This is a genomic window from Sphingomonas aerolata, assembly GCF_003046295.1.
Lineage (GTDB): Bacteria > Pseudomonadota > Alphaproteobacteria > Sphingomonadales > Sphingomonadaceae > Sphingomonas > Sphingomonas aerolata.
The window spans coordinates 56,114-76,995 of sequence record NZ_PZZN01000004.1 but is presented as its reverse complement, the minus strand read 5'-3'; the positions used below and the strand labels follow the sequence as shown (position 1 = coordinate 76,995).

The following is a 20,882-nucleotide window of genomic DNA, read 5'->3' as shown; positions in this document are numbered from 1 at the left end:
TGCCATGACGCGGCGACGTGATACGCTGGCGAATGCGTCGGCGACGCCCGGTGGTTGACCCGTCATGCTTTCCCTTCCCGCATGGCGGCGCGTCCGGTGGCGCCGCCATGCCTGGCTACGGCCCTAGAAATCCAGGGTCGCCCCGATGTTGATAGACCGGCCGAGCGCATCATAGACCGAAGGTGAGGTGTTGACGCGCTCCGCCGCCTCGAGCGGGGGGCTGGGACGAACCGGCGCCGCCCTGTTGAGCACGTTGTTGACGACCAGTCGCAGCGTCAACGCCCGCGATACGGTGACGCTGCCGCTCAGGTCGAACACGTCATAGGCCGGCAGATACTTATACGCATCCGGCACGTTCGGATCGTCCTCGCCGAAGATCGGATTTCCATCGAGGCGCGAGTTCTTCAGCCCCGAATTATGCCTCCAGTTGACCGAGACCAGCGCCTGAGTCTGCGCAGCTTCGGGCGAGCTGAGCGTAAACCGGAAATTGTGCTGATACCGGCGATAGCCCTGCCCGGCATAGGGCCCGAACAGCCCGACCACGTTGAAGTCGGTGTCGGGGAGGCCGAGATCACCGCCCTTGGCGGTCTGCAGCGTCGCGACATAGCTGGTGGAGAACCGCGCCCAGTTGCCCATCCGCGTGTCGTAATTGGCGGAGAAGTTGAACCCGCGGGCATTCGTTCGGCCAAGGTTGCTGTATCCCTGGTTGATATAACCCGTTGCTGCTCCGGCGTTGCTGAACAGCGTCCCGTCGGCGTTGCGCTTCAGCTGTCCGCAGAAGAAATCATAGCCGGTGTTCGCGCAGGTCTGCAGGAAGTCGATCGCGCGGTAATAGCCGATGCCGTTCTGGATCTCGATGCTGTAATAATCGGCGGTCGCGGAAAAACCGCGCAGCATGCGGGGCGTCAGGACGAGGCCGTAGGTGTAGGTGTGCGCGACTTCGGGCGTCACCAGACCTTCGGAACCGTTGCGGACAGTGCACAGGAAATCCGGACATTGCTGGATCGCGCCATATTGTGCGGCGGTCACGCCGGTGCTCGCGCAGACTTCGCGGCTGGCAACGGGGCTCGTCCCTGCGCATGGATCGCCCAGCGTGTTCGTGTCGAGCACGCCGTAACTGGCGTTGGCGTTCGATGAGAGTTCGTAGATGCTCGGTGCGCGGGTTGCCTTGTTGTAGCTCGCCCGGAAGAGCAGATCCTCGATCGGCCGCCAGCTGCCGTCGATCTTGTACGTCGACCGCACCCGTTCGACCCCGGAATATTTCGATCCACGGATCGCGGCGCCGATACTCAGGTCGCGGATCAGGGGGCGATCGCTGACCAGCGGCACGTTGACCTCACCGTAGAGGTCGACCGCGTTGTTGGACAATGTCGAGGGCGTCGACCCGAACGCAGCCTGATAGGCGGCGTCGGGGCGCGAACGATAGCCGCTCGACCGATATTCCCCGCCAGCCGCGATGTTGATCCCCTTGGTCGAAAACGGGCTTCTGATGCCATATTCGCCGAGGTCGCCGGTGACGTTGGCATTGCCCACCCATTGCTCATACCGCTCGCGGAACACGCCGCCGCCTTGCGCGAACGACAGATAGTCGACGGCCGCGGCGCTGGGCCCGTTGGTGGAGAAGATGTCGAGCGGGACGCAGCTCGGGTCGGATCCGCTGACCACCGCGGCGCAGGTCGGCGTGCCGTTGACGTCGACCACCTGCAGTGCGGTGGCGACCTTGGCGGGGTCGATGCGGCCGAGCTGTTGCTGGCGATAGAGCGTGGTCGAATAAACGCCGCCTACGTCATAATGCCATGCGCTGCCCAGATCGCCGCGAAACCCCGCCACCGCGCGATAGATCTCGTTGGACGACAGCGTCGACTGCGCGTCGGTAAAGCGGTAGCGGACATCGGTGCGGACGTTCGTTGCCGTCCCCGCGGCAGTACCGCACAACGCGCCTGCCTGCTGCTGCGATAGAAGCGGGTTGTCGCAGTTGATGTCATAGGGGATCGAACCGGGCTGGATGGTAGCGGGATCCGACTGGCTCCGCGACTCGGACCTCAGATAGAGCCCGTTTGCGTAGAGCTGCAGCGCGGGGGAAACCTCGTAGTTGAGGAAGACGGCGCCGTTGTATCGCTTGTTCTCGCGCTGGAAGTAGAAGCTGTCGTTGTAATTGTAGCCGTTGGCCCCCGTGAACGGGACGAATTCGCGACCCCCACCCGCCGCGTTCGTGAGGACGGAGCCATTCTGCGCCGGCCCGGACAGCGCCTGGAAATAGCCAGCCGGCGTTGCCGAGGACGGTGAGGCGCAGACGACCGACTGCGCCGACAAGGTGATCGGGCAGACGGAAAACGATCGCGACGATGCGAGGACCGGCTCGACCTGGCTATAGGCCCCGAAGAGCGAGATGTTGCCGCGGCCGCCGGCGAAATTTTTGCCCATGCTGATATTGGCGTCGAACCGGCCGCCATCATTGGCCATGCCGCTGGGCACGGCGAAGCCTGCGTCACGCGCGGCCTGCGCGGCGATGTTGTCGCGATTGTCGGCGTTGTAGAAGCCGTAATTGACGTTCGCGTTGACGCCCTCGAAATCCTTGCGGAGGATGAAGTTCACCACGCCGCCGATAGCGTCCGAGCCATAGACGGCAGATGCGCCGCCGGTCAGCAGATCGACGCGCTCGATCAGTCCAACCGGCACGACGGACGCATCGATCCCTTCGGTGACACCGATCCGCTGACCATCGATCAGCGTGAGCGTCCGGTTCGTCCCGAGGCCATGAAAATCGAACTGCTGGCGCCCGTTGCCGTTCGATAAATTGGTGTCGTTGTTTTTGATTGCCGGAACGCGGTTCAGCACCTCCTGGACACTGAAGGCTGCCTGCAGCTTGATGTCCGCCTGGCTGACGCTGGTCACCGGTGCGGTTTCGACGAGGTTTTTCGACCGGATGCGCGAGCCCGTCACGACGATGTCGCCACCAGGCGGCGTCGGACCCGTCGTGTCGTCCTGTTCCGTGTCGGGCTGGTTCGCCGGGCGTTGCGGCAAAACCTGTGATTGAGACCCCGTCATTGCCACGCGCGTCAGCGCGGCGGGGCGTGCGATCACATAGACGCCCTGTCCCGTTCGCGACGTGACGAGACCACTGCCCTGCAGGAGCCGGTCGATCGCCACGTCCGGCGTCATCGAACCGCTGATTGTCGGGGATACGCGGTCGGCGAGGAGGGTTTCGTCGAACACCATCTGCACGTGCATCTGGCGGCCGAGCGACCGTAGCGCCGGGCCGAGTGGCTGCGCCTTGATGTCGACGCGAACCACCCGCTGCGCCTGTGCCGGAGAAACCGCCATCACCGTCGCGATTGCCACGCAGCTTACGCCGAGAATTCGTCGGTCCCTTAACATCATCGATCGCCCCTCTTCCTCTGTTATACTTTTGTGACGTGCGAGGGTGCCGAACACTCACTTCATTACGGAAATTATCTTATAATTTCGCTTTATCTCGGTTTCAGCGACGGCGGCTCAAGCGGATCGCCTCGCCGGTAACAGCGGCATCGACCGGGAAGGTTGTGGCAATTGCGTCGGCAAAGGCATCGACGTCGCCATTGTTGAAGACCCCGCTGACGCGAATGTCCGCGGCACCCGGATCGACAATGATCCGGCGGCGCTGGGCATAGCGGTTCATGCGTTCGGCGGCGGCGACGAGTGTCTCCGACGTGAAACTCACCTGCTCCGCGCCCCAGCCGTCGTTTCCGATCGATGAACTCACGGATCCGACGAACCCCGATACCGGCAGGCCGATCTCATGCCCCGGGGTCAGCGCGCGCTCTGCGGTCAGCTGGTGCCCACCCAGCCGGACGACCTCGTTCATCTGCCCCTGGGGGGTATCACGCAACACCGCGACCCGACCCTCGAACAGCGCGACCCGCACTTCGCGGCTGAGCCTTTCAACCGAAAACTCGGTCCCGGTTGCGATCACCACGTTTCGCCCGCTGCGCACGGCGAACGGGCGTAGCGGATCCTTTGCGACCTTGAAGCGCGCGCGGCCCTTCTCAAGGACGATGTCGCGGCGTTGCGGGCTGAAGGCGACCGTGACCATGCTGTCGGCGTCGAGCGACAGACGCGAGCCATCGGCCAGCGCGATGACACGTCGCTCACCGATCGCGGTGCGATATTCGTCGCGGCCGCCGTGGCGCCACGCCAGCGAGCCCAGCGAAAGCGCAAGCAGGAGCACAGCCGCGATCGCCCAGACCACAGGTCGGGACACCATCGGCGTCCGGAGCCAGCGCCGCTGCCCCGCGCGATGTACGGCACCGAGCGCTTCGCGGCGTAGCGCGAGCATCTCGGGAGCGTCGGCATTTTCCTCAACCGCGTCCCAGGCGGCAAGCGCTGCGCCCAGGCGCTCGCCCCGGCGCGGGTCGTCGGCCAACCACGCGTGCAGGTCGGTGCGCTCCTTCGGAGACAAGGGCCCGTCGGACAACCGCAGGCACCAGTCGATGACGGTGTCCGCATCGGATTGCGGCGCGGTCATTACGAGTCTCCCATGGCGGCAAGCAGCGCACGCATTGCATTGGCGATATGCTTCTCGACCGCGCTCACGGAAATGCCGAACGCATCGGCGATCGCCTTACGCTGCATGCCCTCCAACCGGTAGAGAATGAAGATCTGGCGAGTCCGGTCAGGCAGTCCGCCCAGCGTACGTGCCACGCACCCGACGCTCTGCCGCGCGGACAGCAACCGCTCGGCGTCGATCGGATCGACGCCGAGGTCGGCATCGGTCGCTCGTGATTGTTGATATCGGTACCGCGTCGCGTCACGTCGATATTGATCGCGCAACAGGTTGGCGGCTGCCTGGAAGATATAGCCTTCGGGGTTGTCGGTGGCCGGCCCCCTCATCGTCGCCATGCGGATGAAGAGATCCTGGATCAGATCTTCCGCCTGCACGGGATCGCTGAGACGACGGACGAAGAACGCCATGAGCGCCGGTCGCATGCGTTCCATGACCGCCGACAGATCGCGTGCCGGCATCGCGCCGGCCGGAGGCCTATGCTTCATCATGCTAGATAGACGGGCAGGCGCGCGATGTGCACAGTTTAAACGAGCGCTTTGGTCGGTGGGGTTCGTCAGGCAACTCCACGATCAGCAGCGCGTACCGCGGGCGGGGTGGGTAGATACATATTGCCAGCTCGGCGAGAACGGCCGAACGCAACGTCCTGGCGCGAGAGCGCGACCGCGGATTGCGAGCCCTGCGGCGCATGCGACGACGAGGATGGCGATGAAGCAGAGGATGATCCCGGTTCCCCGTCTGACGAGTTTCGTCGCAGTGCCGCTTGCGCTGCTGCCGTGTGCCTGCGCGGGTGGGCCGAGCACCGCGTCGATCGCCGCGCAACCGGCCTTTGTCGCCGAACGGTTCTTCGCCGGGCGGCTGGACGGCACGGGCGTGCTTAAGATCGCATTTCGGGCGCCGGTCCGGACGCATGTCGCGAGCGTCGGTCGCGTCGCTCCCGACGGAACATTGATCCTGGACCAGCATATCGAGCAGCAGGGCAAGCCGCCGCGCGATCGGCAATGGCGGATCGTTCCGCTCGGGCACGGGCGCTACACGGGCACGCTGACCGACGCGTCCGGACCGGTGACGGGCGAGGCGGTCGGCAATCGCCTGCATCTGGCCTTTCGTATGCGCGGCGGCATGATGGTCGATCAGTGGCTGACGCTGTCACCCGATGCCCGGGTCGCGCAGAACCGGCTGATCGTCCGCAAACTCGGCATGACGGTGGCGACGCTCGGCGAAACCATCAGGATACTGCCATGAGCGCGCATCGCGAACGTCATCTTGTATCGCGGAGCGGCTGGCTTCGTGCCGCGGTGCTCGGCGCAAATGACGGGATGGTGTCGACCGCGAGCCTGATCGCGGGCGTCGCCGCATCGGGCGCAACGACCGGCGCCGTGTTCGTGGCCGGCGCGGCGGCGATGGTCGCGGGGGCGATGTCGATGGCCGCGGGTGAATATGTGTCGGTCAGTTCGCAGGCAGACAGCGAGGCTGCCGATCTGGCGCGCGAGCATGGCGAACTCGCCACCGACTGGGCGCATGAGCATGACGAACTCGCGCAGATCTACGTGGCGCGCGGTCTCGATGCGACGATCGCGAGCGAGGTCGCGCGGCAATTGATGGCGCATGATGCGCTCGGCGCGCATGCCCGTGACGAACTCGGCATCTCCGAAATCGTCATGGCCCGCCCGCTCCAGGCGGCATTCGCGTCCGCTGTCAGCTTCGTCGTCGGCGCGATACCGCCGCTGCTGGTGGCCATCCTGACGCCTGCGCCACACCGGCTGGTAGCGGTGACTGCGGCGACTCTGGTCTTCCTCGCGCTGCTGGGCATTGTCGGGGCGCGAACGGGTGGCGCAAGCCCGTGGCGCCCGGCGCTTCGCGTCTTGTTCTGGGGGGCCGCGGCGATGGCCGCGACGGCCGCGATCGGGCATCTCGTGGGTCGCGCGGTCTGATACCTGGCCCCAATCCGGGTGCGGATTTCCCCGGCTTGCCTGAATGCGAGCGCGGCGGCTTCGACATACGAGGCCGAATAGCAGCGTTTTTGATCGTGGGTGCGACTGGTAACCGCCTCCTATCGGCGTATACGACCGGATCGTAGACGGAAGGGCCGGCGATCGGCCCGCAAGGAAAGATGCTGCTGTACCCTTATGGATTCTGCTGATCAGACCCTGGAACAGCTTGGCTGGGACGCACATTTCGAAAGCCAGGTCTCGGCCGCCGAAGCCGCCTATTGTCATCCCGCCAGGGTCATGGCCGTCCACCGCGGCCAGATCGCCGTGACAGGGGCGGGCTGGGCCGGCGATCTGTCGCCCTATATTGCCGGTGCCACGCCGTCGGACGATCACCCGACCGTGGGCGACTGGCTGCTGACCAGCGCGGACAGGGCGCAGGCGCTGCGTGTGCTCGGTCGCAAGAACCTGTTCAAGCGCCGTGCGCCGGGTGATCCGCGCGGTGAGCAGATGATCGCCGCTAATGTCGACACGGTCTTCCTCGTCGCGTCGTGCAACCAGGATTTCAGCGTCGCGCGGCTGGAGCGCTATCTGGTGCTGGCACGTGAGGTCGGGGTCGATGCGGTCGTGATCCTCACCAAGATCGACCTGACGGACACGCCGGAGACCTATGTGGACGCGGTTCGCGCGATCGAGCCCGGGCTGATCGTCGAGACCGTCGACGGCCGCGAACCTGGCGCTGTAGCGCGGCTCGCCGCCTGGTGCGGTATCGGCAAGACCGTCGCCTTCCTCGGGTCGTCGGGCGTCGGCAAGTCGACGCTCGTCAACACGTTGCGCGGCTCCGCGAGCATCGCGACCCAGGCGATCCGTGAGCATGACGGGACGGGGCGGCATACGACGACGGTGCGCCAGATGCATCGCCTCGACCAGGGCGGCTGGCTGCTCGACCTGCCGGGCATGCGCGAATTGCAATTGTCCGACGCGGCCGCGGGCATCGCGGAAGTGTTCGACGACTTTACCCTTGCCGCGCAGGACTGCCGGTTCTCGAACTGCGCGCATGGCGGAGAGCCGGGCTGTGCGGTGCGCGCGGGGATCGACGCGGGCACTTTGACGCCCGAACGCTTTGCACGCTGGCGTGCGCTGGAAGCGGGCGAGACCGCCGCCACCGCACGCACCTCCCGACGGCGCTCTCGCTAGCGCCGCGTCGGGGGGCTTGAAACTGCGGTAGAGGTCGAGAACGGGCGCGATGATGCGCTTTTTCCCCATTGCCGGTTCGGCCGGGCGCTCATCACGAACCGCAATTCGCCGCCCTGCCGGATCTCATCATCGCGGAGATAGGTGCGGGTGAGGGGCCGGCCGTTCAGCGTGACCGACTGGACGTAGCGATTGGTGGTCGAGAGGTTGTCCGTGCTGATCACGAACCGCTTGCCGCCGGGCAGCATCAGTGTCGCTTTGGGCAGGAAGGGGCGGCCGATGACATATTCGTTCGCGCCCGGTGCGACCGGGTAGAAGCCTAGCGCGGTGAACACGAGCCAGGCGGACATCTGTCCGAGATCGTCGTTGCCGCTCAATCCCGCCGGCGTGTCGGCATATTGGCTGGCGACGATCTGCCCCAGCCGCTCCTGCGTCCGCCAGGGCGCCCCGGCATAGCTGTAGAGATAGGCGACGTGATGGCTCGGCTCGTTGCCGTGGATATACTGGCCGATCAGCCCGGCAATATCCTCGGCGTGGCTGTAGTCGATCTTCGACAGGTCGAAATCGAACATCGCGTCGAGCTTCCGGATCGTCCTGGCGTCGCCGCCCAGCAGGCGGAAGAGCCCCGCCTGATCCTGCGGCACGAACCAGCTATATTGCCACGCATTTCCCTCGGTATAGTCGGAGCCGTAGTTGATTGCGGTCGGGTCGAAGGGGGTGCGGAACTGGCCGTCGGTCTTGCGCGCGCGGAGCCAGCCCGACGACGCGTCGAAGCTGTTGCGCCAGTTGCCCGCCCGCTTCTCGAAGCGCGCGGCGATGTCCGACCGGCCGAGTTTTCGCGCCATTCGCGCGATCGTCCAGTCGTCATAGGCATATTCGACGGTCTTGGAGGCGGCTTCGGGTTCCTTGTCGATCGGCACATAGCCCCGCGCGATATACTCGCCGAGACCGCCATAGCTGGCATGGTCGGCGCTCGCGACCATCGCGTCCAGCGCCGCATTGGCATCGAAGCCGCCAATCCCCTTCATATAGGCATCGGCGATGACGGGGACGGCGTGATAGCCGATCATCGTCCACGTCTCGCGCCCGGCGAACTGCCAGACCGGGAGGATGCCGTCGGGGCTGTGCGTCTGGCTGGCGAGCAGCGAGCGGACGATGTCGGTGTTCGTCCTCTCCGGCTGGATCAGGGTCAGCAGCGGGTGTTCGGCGCGGAACGTGTCCCAGAGCGAGAAGGTCGACCGGACCGTGAAATCGGTCGCCTGGTGGATCTGGTCGTCGGGCCCGCGATAGCGGCCGTCGCGGTCGCTCCAGATGCTGGGCGCGAGCAGGCTGTGGTAGAGCGCGGTGGCGAAGATGCGGCGCATCGGCGCCTCGGCCTCGAACGTGACGGCGCCGAGCGCGGTATCCCAGGCAGCCTGCGTCTGCGCATGGATATCGTCGAAGCCGCCCGCTTCACCGTCGAGATTGGCGAGCGCGCCGGCTTCGTCGACGCCTGAGATGCCGACCTTCACCTCGAGCGGTCTTGTCAGGACGCCGAAATCGAGACGCTCCTCGAGCGCCTGGCCGAGCTTTTCGGCGAGCGCATCGCTGTCGCGGCCCGGCCCCTGGAACCCCTTATAGGGAATGGCGGTCTCGCGGTTGACGAGTGCGTGGCCGGTCAGGGGGGCGGAGAAGCGCATCGCGAAAAAGAGCTTGCGCCCGGGGGCCCATCCGCGGGTTTCGCGAAAGCCGGTCAGGACACCGTCGTCGCGCAGGTGCAGCCCCGACCACAGGATCTTGCCGGGGTAATTGTAGAGTGACGAGCGGAGGTCGAGAACGAGATGCGCCGCCTTGCCTGCGGGAAAGCTGTAGCGATGCACGCCGACCCGTGAGCCGGCCGTCATCTCGGCGCGGATGCCGTGATCGGCGAGCGTGACGGCGTAATAGCCGGGCTTCGCGGTTTCGGTGGCGTGCGAGAAGCGCGACCGATAGCCGGGGGCGGCGGGCGTTCCCGGGTCCATCGGCACGTCGTCGCCGGCGACCGGCATCACCAGCACGTCGCCGAGATCCGAATGGCCGGCGCCGGAGAAATGGGTGTGGCTGAAGCCGACGATCGTCGGGTCGTCGTAGCGATAGCCCGCGGCGTGCGGATAGCAGTCGCGGAGGACGCAGGACGTGTCGGTGTCGGGCGAGAGCTGCACCATGCCGAACGGCGCGACGGCGCCGGGGAAGGTGTGCCCCTCACCGCCGGTGCCGATCAGCGGATCGACCGAGTCGCTCGGTCGCGGCGCGGTCTGGGCGAGGGCGGGGGCGGGCGCGGGGCACACGGCGAGCAGGGCGAGCGCCGATCCGGCGAGGCAGAGACGCTTGAGCATTGGCATGGCGGTCACCCGATCTGGGAGGGGAAGGGGCTCCGGAGTCTGGGGCCGGAGCGGCAAGGCCGGGTGCTGATACCGGCCGAGTTGAAGACGACAGCATTCAGTTTGCGGCGCGATTTGGCAAGACGGCGCGCCGCCGGTCGATCGGTCAGCAGATTTGGTGCCGGTTCGGCCAAGTTCCGAGCCGCGGCGAATGTTGCGAATATTGAGACCGAAACGGCATAAATCTGTTCCGCATAATCCATTTGACAATTTACTTTTATAATTGGCAAATAGGCAAGCAAAGACGACGTACCGTGATGATCCGATGAACCGGACGTCCCACCCGAATACGGGGGCAGGCACGCGATCGGCAGGGAGACGTGAGGGGGCAAGGACGTCCCGCACGCCGAAAAGGGGAAGTCTGATGAGCGCAACCAAGACAATATATGCCGTTCCGTCGCATCGCCGCCGCGCGCTGCGGTTTCTGCTCGCGGGGGCAAGCCTGAGCGCGGCACTGGCCGGGACGGCGCACGCGCAGGAGGTGGCGCCGCCATTGCCCGCAGCCGCCGCGACACCGCAGACCGGCGGCGAAACCGTAACGCCCGACGCGGTCACGCCCGCATCGACGGCGACCGCGCCCTCGGGCCAGACGGCGGACACCGCGTCGGCCGTCGCGGGTGAGCAGGATATCGTCGTCACCGGCTATCGCCGCTCGATCGAGAAGAGCCTGAACCAGAAGCGCGAAGCCAATGCGTTCGTCGACGTCATCACCGCCGAGGACATCGGCAAGTTCCCCGACAAGAACGTCGCCGACGCGCTGCAGCGCGTGCCGGGCGTGGTCATCACCCGCGACGGCGGCGAAGGCGCGCGGGTCAGCATCCGCGGGCTCCAGTCCGACCTGACGCTGACGCTGCTCAACGGCAACTTCCTGGCCGGCGCGGACAGCGGCGATCCACAGCGGTCGTTCAACTATGTCCTGCTGCCGTCCAGTTTCATCGCCAGCACCGAGGTCTACAAGTCGCCCGAGGCACGGCTGGAAGAAGGCGGCGTCGGCGGCACGATCATCCTCAACACGCGCAAGCCGTTCGACGTCCCGGCCTGGTCGGGCTTCGTCTCGACTGAGGGCACCTATTCGGACACCACCGAGAAGTTCGAGCCGCAGCTTGGCGGACAGCTGTCGTGGAAGAACGAGGACGAGACGTTCGGCCTGCTCGTCGGCGGCGTGTGGCAGAAGCGGACCAACCGCGAACTGCGCAGCAGCTCGGAAAGCTGGCTGTGGTGGAGCGACCGAGACGCGCAGGGCAATGTCCTGACGCCCGCGACCGATGTCAACGGCAAGCCCTTCGCCAATGACGACGCGATCTCCTATTGGCCGGGGCAGGGCACGACCGCGCGCGACGGCACGCATTATTCGGGCTATTGGGCGCCGCAGTCGGTCAATGCGCAGGTGTTCGACCAGGAACGCGAACGCTATGGCATCCAGGCGACTGCGCAGTTTCGTCCGTTCGAGAACGTCACGGTCACGTCGAACTATTTCCGCTTCGGCTATAGCAGCGACTATACCGCCAATAACCTGAAGATCCCCGAATGGGGCTATAACGACTTCTTCACCGGCGCGACGCTCGACAAGAGCGGGACGATCTTTCAGTCGGCCAATTTTGCGGTGCCGGCGGCGGGGACGGGCTGTCTGGCGCGCGCGACCCCGTGCACGATGGAAACGCCGCAGATCGGCGGCACGTACAGCCGCGAAAAGCAGGTCTCGAACACGTTCGAAACCGAAGTGAAGTACAGCCAGGACCGGTTCGAAGCGGTGCTGAAACTCGGCAAGACCAAGTCGAGCGGCGGCCCGTCGACGCGGTTCAGCGTCGCTTCGAAGCCGCGGCTGACGATACCCGGCCAGGAGCAGAACGGCAATCTGGTCAGCAACTGGGACATTTCGAACGGCATCGCCGATTTCACCTTCTCGCCCGAATTGCAGCAGAACATCCGCAACGGCATCGCGCAGATCGACGTCGGATCGACCAATTCGAGCTTCACGAACAGCGACCTGGCGCAGCGGTATCTCCAGCTCGACCTGACGCGCCGGTTCGACGGGTTCCTGAAGTCGGTGCAGATCGGCGGCAAATGGCGTGACCTGAGCATCCACCGCGAGACCGGACGCAATGAATGGTATGCGGATGCGGCCAATGAGATCCGCTATCAGGATACCGCGGCCGGCGCGGTCGCGCGGCCGGAATTCTTCTACGAAAACCCGATCGGCAACATCAACGGCGGGTTCAACGCCAACGTCGTGCCGGGGATCAATTTCGACAAATATCTGAGCTATCTGAACGCGACCTATGGCGACGCGGTCCGCGTCAACGAGCGCGACTTCGTCTATGATCTGGGCGAGCGCGTGTTCGCGGGGTACGCCCAGGCGAACTTCGGCACCGGCGGCCTGCGCGGCAATGTCGGTGTGCGGATGGCCAATACGCGTCAGTCGGGCAACACGTCCGACCGGCTCCAGTATCTGAACGACTATTGCGTCAACGGGCCGAACGGTTCGTTCGATCCGAACCGCCCGCTGGGCGCGGACGGCAATTGCCAGGTCCTGCCGCTGAGCGTACGCGAGACGATCGTCAACACGCGGGCCGACCAGACCAAGACCTACACGGACTGGCTGCCGAGCTTCAACATCTCGTACGAGATCACCCCGGACCTGCTGGTCCGCGGTGCGGTCGCCAAGGTCATTTCACGGCCGTCCTTCGCCAATCTCGGGTCCGAACGGTCGCTGACCTATCGCTCGCCCGAATATGCGTTCGACCGCGGCCAGTTCGGCGAATTCGAGGGCTGGTCGGGCAGCGGCGGCAATTCGGAACTCAACCCGTTCTCGGCATGGCAGTATGACGCCGGCATCGAATGGTATTTCCATCGCGGCTCGGTGCTGGGCGCGACGCTGTTCCGCAAGGACGTGTCCGATTTCGTCGTGCCGCTGGTGCTGAACGTCACGCGCGAAGTGGCGGGCGAACAGGTGCTGATCCAGCCCTATTCGACGGTTGCGAACGGATCGAACGCGCGGTCGCAGGGTGTCGAGCTCTATGCGCAGCACACTTTGTCCTTCGGGCTGGGTGCGCAGGTCAACTTCACCTATAACGACACGTCGGTCGCCGACGTGACGCTCGACGGCCAGTCGGTCGGCTCGTCCGCGCTGGTCGGGAGCGCGAAGACGCAGATGAACGCCTCGGTCTTCTACGAACATGGCAAGGTGCTGGTCCGCGCATCGTACAACCGCCGCGGCGAGGTCGTCGGCGGGCTCCAGTCGGGGCTGAACGTCTATACCAGCCCCTATGAACAGGTCGATCTCAACGCCGCCTACGCGCTGACCGACCGGCTCAACATCACCGCCTCGATCATCAACCTGACCAAGTCGGAAGAGAGCCAGCATCTCGGCAACGATACCAAGGATCGCTTCGTCTATCGGAATTACTTCGGGCGCCGCGCCTATGTCGGCGTGTCGTTCAACTTCTGATGGCGGGGCCAACACCTTCCTCTCCCCTGGTGGCTCCTTCGCGGAGCCACCGTTTTTTTGAAAGATATCCCCGGGTCCTGCGTCGGGCGCTGACGCTGGCGGGCCTGCTCGCCTGTGGTGCGGCGACCGCGTCCAACCCGATCGTGCCGGGCTGGTATGCCGATCCCGAGATCCGCGTGTTCGCGGGGCAATACTGGATCTACCCGACCTATTCCGACCATGCCGGAAAGCCCGTAGCGCCGAGCCGCTTCACGCCCGTGCAAAAGGCCGCCCGACTGCGCAAGACGGTCCGCCCGTCCTATGGCATGCAGACCTTCTTCGACGCGTTTTCGTCGCCCGACCTGGTGCACTGGACAAAGCATCGCCGCGTGTTCGACGTGCAGGATGCGGGCTGGGCCGCCTATGCGATCTGGGCGCCGTCGGTGCTCCAGGCGAACGGGCGCTATTACATGTTCTTCAGCGCGAACGACATCCAGAGCGATGCCGAGCTCGGCGGGATCGGTCTCGCGGTCAGCGCGACGCCGGGCGGTCCGTTCAGGGATGCGTTGGGCAAGCCGCTGGTCGGCGCGTTCCACAATGGTGCGCAGCCGATCGACCCGTTCGCGTTTCGGGATCGCGACGGGCAGGTCTATCTCTTCTATGGCGGGTGGAAGCATTGCAACGTCGTCCGGCTCAGCCCGGACCTCAAGCGCGTCCTGCCGTTTCCCGACGGGACGATGTTCAAGGAGATCACGCCCCCCGGCTATGTCGAGGGGTCGTTCATGATCGAACGTCGCGGGGTCTATTATCTGATGTGGTCGGAGGGCGGGTGGACCGGGCCGGACTATAGCGTCGCCTATGCGACTGCGCCGAGCCCGACCGGGCCGTTCACGCCGAAGGGCAAGATCCTGTCGCAGGACCTGCGCATCGCGCGCGGCGCGGGGCATCATTCGGTCGTCAACGTGCCCGGCACCGACGACTGGTACATCGCCTATCACCGGCGGCCGCTCGACACCGATCGCGGCGAACACCGGCAGATCGCGGTCGACCGCATGGTCTTTGCCGCCGACGGTACGATCGAGCCCGTCGTCATGACCGATACCGGCGTCGCGCCGCGGCCGATCCGTGCCGGGTCAACCGCCGGGCCAACCGCTTCAGGGCGCGACCAACATTCATCTGGGAGAGCGATGTGAGACACAGGGTAATCGCCGCATTGCGCGGCACGGTGGCGGCGGTCGCGTCGATCGCGCTCGTCGCACCGGTGCCGCTGTCGGCACAGGCTGCGGCCAGCGCCGACGCGCAGCCGTCGGTCGACCTCGTCAACCCGCTGATGGGCACCGATTCCGACTATACGCTTTCGTACGGCAACACCTATCCCGCGGTCGCGGTGCCGTGGGGGATGAACTTCTGGACGCCGGTGACGGGCAAGCCGGGCAGCGGCTGGGGCTACACCTATGACGGCAACAAGATCAACGGCATCAAGCAGACGCACCAGCCCAGCCCCTGGATGAACGATTATGCCGCGTTCGCGCTGATGGCGACGACCGGCGCGCTGAAGGTCAAGGCGGACGAACGCGCCTCGTGGTACAGCCACAAGGCCGAGGAGAGCCGGCCCTATAGCTACAAGGTCTATCTCGCCGATTACGACGTGACCGCGGAGGTCGCGCCGACCAACCGCGCTGCGCAGTTCCGCTTCACCTTCCCCGAAAGCGACGACGCGCACATCATCCTCGACGGCTATGCGGGCGGATCGATGGTGTCGGTCGACCCGGCCAGGCGCCGGATCACCGGCTATGTCCGCAACAATCACGGCGGCGTGCCGGGCAATTTCCACAATTACTTCGTCGCCGAATTCGACCACGCCTTCACCGTCAGTCGGACCTGGGACGATAACGGCCAGATCGCCGCGACGCCGATGCGCGAGGGCGATCATGTCGGTGCAGTCGTCAGCTTCAAGACGCGCAAGGGCGAGCAGGTCGGCGTCAAGGTCGCGTCGTCGTTCATCAGCCTCGACCAGGCCGAGCGCAATTTGCGCGGCGAGATCGGCGGCGATGGCTTCGAGCAGACCAAGGCCAAGGCGAAGGCGGTCTGGCAGCGCGAGTTCGACCGGATCGAGGTGAGCGATCCCGACATCGACAACCGGCGCACTTTCTACTCCGCGCTGTACCGCATGCTGCAGTTCCCGCGCATGTTCCACGAGGTCGATGCCAAGGGCCAGACGGTCCATTACAGTCCCTATGACGGCAAGGTGCATCCGGGCTTTCTCTACACCGACAACGGCTTCTGGGACACGTGGCGCGCGGTCTTCCCGTTCTTCGCACTGATGTATCCCGAGCGCGACAGCGAGATCATGCAGGGGCTGGTCAACACCTACAAGGAGTCCGGCTGGCTGCCCGAATGGGCGAGCCCCGGCCACCGCGACGTGATGATCGGGTCGAACTCGGCGAACCTGATCGCCGACGCGTATCTGAACGGCGTGCGCGGGTTCGACGTCGAGACGTTGTACGAGGCGATGGTCAAGAACGCGACCACGTCGCAGGGGCGTCCGGTCGACAAGAAGGGCAATGTGGTCGGCGCGGTCGGGCGCGAGGGCGTCGAATATTACAACCGGCTGGGCTATGTGCCCTATGACGTCGGCATCAACGAGAATGCCGCGCGCAGCCTCGAATATGCGACTGCCGACTTCTCGATCTCGCGGCTGGCGAGTGCGCTCGGCAAGACCGAGGATGCGAAACTCTATGCCGCGCGGGCGCAGAATTACCGCAAGCTCTACGACACGCAGAGCGGGTGGATGCGCGGGCGGAACCAGGACGGCAGCTGGTCGACCCCCTTCAACCCGTATAAATGGGGCGACGCGTTCACCGAGGGCAATGCGCTGCATTACAGCTGGTCGGTGATGCAGGACGTGCAGGGGCTCGCCGACCTGATGGGGGGCAAGGACGCGTTCGTAAAGCGGCTCGATTCGGTCTTCACCACGCCGCCGATCTTCGACGACAGCTATTACGGGCAGACGATCCACGAGATCCGCGAGATGCAGATCGTCGACATGGGCCAATATGCGCATGGCAACCAGCCGATCCAGCACATGCCCTATCTGTATGACTGGGCGGGGGCGCCGTGGAAGACGCAATATCATGTCCGCGACGTGATGAAGAAGCTCTACGCGCCGACGCCCGACGGCTATCCGGGTGACGAGGATAATGGCCAGACCTCGGCCTGGTACGTGTTCTCCGCGCTCGGCTTCTATCCGGTCACACCGGCGGTCGGCCAATATGCGATCGGCAGCCCGCTGTTCCGCACCGTCAAACTGACGATGCCGGGCGGCAAGACGCTGACGATCGAGGCGGCGAACAATGGGCCGGGCAATGTCTATATCCAGTCGGCGAGCTTCAACGGCACGCCGCACGACAAGCCGTGGCTGACGCGCGAGGCGCTGCAGAAGGGGGGCACTTTGCGTTTCGTGATGGGGGCGACGCCGAACCGCAAATGGGGTGCGGCCAGCAGTGCTGCGCCCTTCTCGATGAGCGCACCGGTGGCCAAGCCATGAGCGGCGCGCGCTTCACCCCCCGCCGCCGCGACGTGATGACCGGCGCGGCGGCGCTCGCACTGACGGCGGCGCTACCCGGTGGGGCGATCGCCGCGCCGCTGGCGAGCAAGCGCCCGCCGCGTGGCGAGCGTCGCTTCGTCAGCGCCGCGGTCGAGGCCGAGATCGCGCGCGTGAAGGCGAAGATCGCCGACCCCGAACTCGCCTGGCTGTTCGAGAATTGCTACCCCAACACGCTCGACACCACGGTCCGGCTGGGCATGGTCGACGGCAAGCCCGACGCGTTCGTCATCACCGGCGATATCGAGGCGCTGTGGCTGCGCGACAGCTCGGCGCAGATGCAGACCTATGTCCATCTCGCACCCAAGGACGCAGGCCTGCGCCGGGTCTTTGTCGGGCTGATCGCTCGGCAGGCGCGCTGTATCCTGATCGACCCGTACGCCAACGCGTTCATGGACGACCCGACCGCGAAATCGAACCTGGGCGCGCGGACCGACCAGACCGAGATGAAGCCGGGCGTCGCCGAGCGGAAATGGGAGATCGACTCGCTCTGCTACCCGATGCGGCTCGCGCACGGTTACTGGACCGCGACGCACGACAAGACGCCGTTCGACGACCTGTGGGCGCAGGCGATGGTCCGCGCGGTCGCGACCTTCCGCGAACAGCAGCGCAAGGACGGCAAGGGCCCGTATCATTTCCAGCGGTTGAACGTCTCGCCGACCGAGACCTTGATGTTCGAAGGCTATGGCGCACCGACGCGCAAGGTCGGGCTGATCCATTCGATGTTCCGTCCGTCGGACGATGCGTGCCTCTACCCCTTCCTGATCCCGTCCAACCTGTTCGCAGTGTCGGCGCTGCGCATGCTGGCGACGGTCCAGCGCGAGGCGCGCGGCGATACCGCGGGCGCGGCGGACAGCGAGGCGCTGGCGACCGAGGTCGAGGCGGCGCTGCGCGCGCATGGCCGGATGCCGGACGGGCAGGGGGGCGAGGTCTGGGCCTATGAGGTCGACGGCTTCGGCAATGCGATCTTCATGGACGACGCCAACGTGCCGAGCCTGTCGGGCCTGCCGCTGCTCGGCGCGGCGGACCGCGCCGACCCGCTGTTCCGCCGCACCGCCGCGCTCGCCTGGAGCGATCGCAACCCCTATTTCTTTGCGGGCAAGGCCGCGCAAGGGATCGGCGGGCCGCATATCGGCCTCGACATGATCTGGCCGATGTCGATCGTCACGCATGCGATGAACAGCGACGACGACGCCGTCATCCGCCAGTGCCTGACATGGCTGAAGACGACGCATGGCGGCACGGGCTTCATGCACGAATCCTTTCACAAGGATGATCCAACGAAATTTACGCGCAGCTGGTTCGCCTGGGCCAACGGGCTGTTCGGCGAGCTGATCCTCGACCTCGAGCGCCGCAAGCCCGCCTTGCTCGCCGCGCGCTACTGACATGGACCCACGGGAGAGACACATGACCACCGCCAACCGCCGCCAGGTGCTTGCCACCACCGGGCTTGCCGGCCTTGCGGGCGTGCTGCCCGCCGCCGCTGCCACCGCGCAGGGCCAGCGCCCGACCGCGGGTAAGCCCGATCTGTTCATCGGCACGGGCGGTCACGGCCACACCTATCCCGGGCCGTCGCTGCCGTTCGGGATGGTCCAGCTCGGCCCCGACACCGACAACAGCCGCTGGGACGCGTGCTCGGGCTATCACCAGGACGACGGCTCGATCATGGGGTTCAGTCACACGCATCTATCGGGGACGGGGATCGGCGACATGCTCGACGTGCTCGTCGTGCCGACGCGCGGACCGCTGAAGCTCAAACCCGGTGCGCTCGACAAGCCGCAGGACGGCTATCGCCAGCGCTTCTCCGACGAGCTGGCCGAGCCCGGCTATTACCGTGTGAAGCTCGAATCGGGCGTGCTCGCCGAGCTGACCGTGACCGAGCGGACGGGGCATCACCGCTATACCTTCCCGCAGGGCGCGGGGCACATCCTGGTCGACTTCGCGCACATGATCCTCGACGTCTGGGACAAGGGTGTGCTGATCGACGAGGCGTCGCTGGCGCTGTCGCCCGACGGGATGCTGACCGGCAGCCGCCGCGTCCACCGCTGGGCCAAGGGCCGGCGGATCCATTTCGCGATGCAACTGTCGCGTCGCCCCGACCGCGTCGAATTCTTCGGCGACGACGACACGCCGGCACCCGCGGGCGCGAAGGCGATCACCGGCAACCGGCTGAAGGTCGCGCTGTTCTTCGACCAGGCGGGCGGCGAACCGATCCTGATCAAGACGGGCATCTCCGCGGTCGACGTCGCGGGCGCCAAGGCCGCGCTGGCGGGCGAGGCCCCGGGCTGGCAGTTCGACAGCGTCCGGCGCGCGGCGGCGCGGACCTGGCAGACGCAGCTCGACTGTATCCGTGTCGAGGGCGGCACGCCCGAGCAACGCACGATCATGGCGAGCGCGCTGTACCACACGTTCCTGTCGCCCACGCTCTTCACCGACCGCGACGGCCGCTATGTCGGGCTCGACCGCAAGGTGCACACAGCGGCGGCGGGCGACACCGCGTACAGCACCTATTCGCTGTGGGACACGTATCGCGCGCTGCACCCGCTGCTCAATCTGGTCCAGCCCGACAAGGCCGCGCAGTTCACGCGCGATCTGGTCCGCCAGACGATCCAGAGCCCGGCGGGTTCGCCGGTCTGGCCGCTCCAGGGTGTCGAGACCGCCTGCATGATCGGCTGGCATTCGGTGTCGGTGCTCGCGGAAGCGTGCGTGAAGGGCGTGAAGGCGGACTATGCCGCCGCCTGGCCGCAGATCCGCCGCCGTGCGTTCGACCGCAGCTTCCGCGATCTGGAGAGCACGCTCGGCCGCGGCTATTATTACGACCTCGGCTTCATCCCCGCCGACAAGGTCTGGGAGTCGGTCAGCCGGACGCAGGAATATGCGTATGACGACTGGGCGATGGCGGTGCTCGCGGACGCGGCGGGCGCCTCCGCCGACGCGCAGGCGTTGCGCAAGCGCAGCCTCAACTATCGCAACGTCATCGATCCGAAGATCGGCTTTGCCCGGCCGCGCTTCGCGGACGGGACATGGTGGGCGGACTATGACCCGATCCAGCTCGGCCACAACCCCGACAAGCACCGCGACTATACCGAGGCGAATGGCTGGCAGGCGACCTTCCTCAACCAGCACGACATCTATGGACTGATCGACCTGTTCGGCGGCGATGCCGGGTTCGTGAAGAAGCTCGACGCGCTGTTCGTCGCGCCGTCGACATTACCCAAGAATGCGCCGCCCGACATTTCGGGGCTGGTCGGCCAATATGCGCATGGCAACGAACCCGACCAGCATGCCGCGTATATGTATGCCTATGCCGGTGCGCCGTGGAAGACGCAGGCGATGGTGCGGCGGCTGTGCACCGAGATGTACAAGGCGGATCCCGACGGCGTCATCGGCAATGACGATTGCGGGCAGACGAGCGCGTGGTTCATCTTCTCAGCGCTCGGCCTCTACCCGGTCGATCCGGTCAGCGCGGTCTATGTGTTCGGCTCGCCGTTGTTCGATGCCGCGGAGGTCGCGCTGGGCGGTGGCAAGACGCTCAGGATCACCGCGTCGGGCAATGGTCCGCAGGCGCCCTATGTCCAGTCGGTGCGGTGGAACGGCAAGCCCTGGACGAAGAACTGGATCGGGCATGCGGATCTCGCCCGGGGTGGCGAGCTCGCCTTCGTGATGGGGGACAAGCCGTCACGCTTCGGCACGGCGAAGGCGGATCGTCCGCCATCCTATCACCCCGGGCCGCGCCCGACGCGGGCTTGAGGGCGACCGCGCCGCGCCGGGTGCTGCTGCACCGGGC

12 protein-coding genes are annotated in these 20,882 nt (G+C 65.9%); 8 read left to right on the top strand and 4 right to left on the bottom strand.

Translation table 11 applies throughout. The annotated features are described in order from the left end of the window. Positions 1 to 123 precede the first annotated feature (123 nt). The 3 genes from C8J24_RS17105 to C8J24_RS17095 all read right to left on the bottom strand — a co-directional run bounded on the left by C8J24_RS17105 (position 124) and on the right by C8J24_RS17095 (position 5,028). Positions 124 to 3,342, bottom strand: a complete 3,219-nt coding sequence (locus C8J24_RS17105) for a TonB-dependent receptor (RefSeq protein WP_167396805.1) — start codon at positions 3,340 to 3,342, stop codon at positions 124 to 126. A 139-nt stretch (positions 3,343 to 3,481) separates the two neighbouring features. Beyond that, the gene (locus C8J24_RS17100) at positions 3,482 to 4,504 is read right to left on the bottom strand and encodes a FecR family protein (protein ID WP_107934412.1); all 1,023 of its coding nucleotides are present in this window, start codon (positions 4,502 to 4,504) and stop codon (positions 3,482 to 3,484) included. Then, complete coding sequence (locus tag C8J24_RS17095) at positions 4,504 to 5,028, bottom strand: RNA polymerase sigma factor (protein ID WP_208621001.1); 525 nt, start codon at positions 5,026 to 5,028, stop codon at positions 4,504 to 4,506. The genes C8J24_RS17100 and C8J24_RS17095 overlap by 1 nt, the downstream gene beginning before the upstream one ends. Before the next feature lie 220 nt (positions 5,029 to 5,248). Between C8J24_RS17095 and C8J24_RS17670 the strand changes: the two genes are divergently transcribed. The 3 genes from C8J24_RS17670 to rsgA all read left to right on the top strand — a co-directional run bounded on the left by C8J24_RS17670 (position 5,249) and on the right by rsgA (position 7,668). Next, a complete protein-coding gene (locus C8J24_RS17670) occupies positions 5,249 to 5,785 on the top strand; it encodes a DUF3833 family protein (protein ID WP_167396804.1) in 537 nt (178 codons plus the stop codon). Continuing rightward, positions 5,782 to 6,474 (top strand): VIT1/CCC1 transporter family protein, encoded by a 693-nt coding sequence (locus tag C8J24_RS17085; RefSeq protein ID WP_107934405.1) that lies wholly within the window; start codon positions 5,782 to 5,784, stop codon positions 6,472 to 6,474. Before C8J24_RS17670 ends, C8J24_RS17085 begins: the two co-directional genes overlap by 4 nt. A gap of 195 nt (positions 6,475 to 6,669) precedes the next feature. Next, positions 6,670 to 7,668, top strand: a complete 999-nt coding sequence (rsgA, locus tag C8J24_RS17080; RefSeq protein ID WP_167396803.1) for a ribosome small subunit-dependent GTPase A — start codon at positions 6,670 to 6,672, stop codon at positions 7,666 to 7,668. Here the strand turns inward: rsgA and C8J24_RS17075 are convergent. Beyond that, positions 7,665 to 10,025 carry a GH92 family glycosyl hydrolase gene (locus tag C8J24_RS17075; RefSeq protein WP_244180873.1) on the bottom strand — a complete coding sequence of 787 codons (2,361 nt, stop codon included), beginning with the start codon at positions 10,023 to 10,025 and terminating at the stop codon, positions 7,665 to 7,667. The genes rsgA and C8J24_RS17075 overlap by 4 nt on opposite strands. Before the next feature lie 403 nt (positions 10,026 to 10,428). Here C8J24_RS17075 and C8J24_RS17070 point away from each other — a divergent pair, with 403 nt between their 5' ends. Genes C8J24_RS17070 through C8J24_RS17050 form a run of 5 tightly spaced genes read left to right on the top strand, consistent with a single transcriptional unit; the run spans position 10,429 to position 20,845 of the window. Continuing rightward, positions 10,429 to 13,512, top strand: a complete 3,084-nt coding sequence (locus C8J24_RS17070; protein ID WP_107934401.1) for a TonB-dependent receptor — start codon at positions 10,429 to 10,431, stop codon at positions 13,510 to 13,512. A gap of 29 nt (positions 13,513 to 13,541) precedes the next feature. After that, positions 13,542 to 14,684 carry a glycoside hydrolase family 43 protein gene (locus C8J24_RS17065; RefSeq protein ID WP_244180871.1) on the top strand — a complete coding sequence of 381 codons (1,143 nt, stop codon included), beginning with the start codon at positions 13,542 to 13,544 and terminating at the stop codon, positions 14,682 to 14,684. Beyond that, positions 14,681 to 17,038 (top strand): GH92 family glycosyl hydrolase, encoded by a 2,358-nt coding sequence (locus C8J24_RS17060; protein ID WP_107934397.1) that lies wholly within the window; start codon positions 14,681 to 14,683, stop codon positions 17,036 to 17,038. Before C8J24_RS17065 ends, C8J24_RS17060 begins: the two co-directional genes overlap by 4 nt. Further along, the gene (locus tag C8J24_RS17055) at positions 17,035 to 18,480 is read left to right on the top strand and encodes a glycoside hydrolase family 125 protein (RefSeq protein ID WP_244180869.1); all 1,446 of its coding nucleotides are present in this window, start codon (positions 17,035 to 17,037) and stop codon (positions 18,478 to 18,480) included. The genes C8J24_RS17060 and C8J24_RS17055 overlap by 4 nt, the downstream gene beginning before the upstream one ends. A gap of 22 nt (positions 18,481 to 18,502) precedes the next feature. After that, a complete protein-coding gene (locus C8J24_RS17050) occupies positions 18,503 to 20,845 on the top strand; it encodes a GH92 family glycosyl hydrolase (protein WP_107934393.1) in 2,343 nt (780 codons plus the stop codon). The last annotated feature ends 37 nt before the right edge of the window (positions 20,846 to 20,882 follow it).

Excerpts from the sequence above, each read along its gene's own strand:
- C8J24_RS17095 (WP_208621001.1), bottom strand. The coding sequence starts at position 5,028 with ATGAAGCATAGGCCTCCGGCCGGCGCGATGCCGGCACGCGATCTGTCG.
- C8J24_RS17050 (WP_107934393.1), top strand. The coding sequence starts at position 18,503 with ATGACCACCGCCAACCGCCGCCAGGTGCTTGCCACCACCGGGCTTGCC.
- C8J24_RS17070 (WP_107934401.1), top strand. The coding sequence starts at position 10,429 with ATGAGCGCAACCAAGACAATATATGCCGTTCCGTCGCATCGCCGCCGC.
- rsgA (WP_167396803.1), top strand. The coding sequence starts at position 6,670 with ATGGATTCTGCTGATCAGACCCTGGAACAGCTTGGCTGGGACGCACAT.
- C8J24_RS17075 (WP_244180873.1), bottom strand. The coding sequence starts at position 10,025 with ATGCCAATGCTCAAGCGTCTCTGCCTCGCCGGATCGGCGCTCGCCCTG.
- C8J24_RS17100 (WP_107934412.1), bottom strand. The coding sequence starts at position 4,504 with ATGACCGCGCCGCAATCCGATGCGGACACCGTCATCGACTGGTGCCTG.
- C8J24_RS17055 (WP_244180869.1), top strand. The coding sequence starts at position 17,035 with ATGAGCGGCGCGCGCTTCACCCCCCGCCGCCGCGACGTGATGACCGGC.
- C8J24_RS17085 (WP_107934405.1), top strand. The coding sequence starts at position 5,782 with ATGAGCGCGCATCGCGAACGTCATCTTGTATCGCGGAGCGGCTGGCTT.
- C8J24_RS17670 (WP_167396804.1), top strand. The coding sequence starts at position 5,249 with ATGAAGCAGAGGATGATCCCGGTTCCCCGTCTGACGAGTTTCGTCGCA.